Annotated in this window: 1 protein-coding gene; it reads left to right on the top strand. The window is 62.2% G+C overall.

Translation table 11 applies throughout. The features are described 5' to 3' along the window. Nucleotides 1-15: 15 nt before the first annotated feature. The coding region (locus HX884_RS26945; protein ID WP_045340086.1) for a hypothetical protein at nucleotides 16-254 on the top strand (239 nt) is incomplete at its 3' end.

The raw sequence follows: 254 nt of genomic DNA, 5'->3' as shown, positions 1-254 counted from the left end.
GCGCCAGGGGAGCGAATGGACAGCGAGGAGCCTCCGAACGTTCGGGTCGCCTGCTCGGGTGATATCGACGAGGTTGTGCGGCTGATGCACGACGCTGCGGCGTGGATGTCCGCCAAGGGAACGCCCGCCTGGGACGTCGCGCGGATCGACCGGACATTCGCGGAGACCTTCGTCCTGAGATCCGAGCTCCTAGGGATCGCCTCAGAAAACGGAATCTATGGTCACTCCCGTTTTTGCAACACCGATTTTGACGA

The sequence above is a fragment of the Enterobacter sp. SECR19-1250 genome (assembly GCF_013391025.1).
Lineage (GTDB): Bacteria > Pseudomonadota > Gammaproteobacteria > Enterobacterales > Enterobacteriaceae > Enterobacter > Enterobacter cloacae.
The sequence above is the reverse complement of the archived record's forward strand: the minus strand, read 5'-3'. Positions and strand labels throughout refer to the sequence as shown.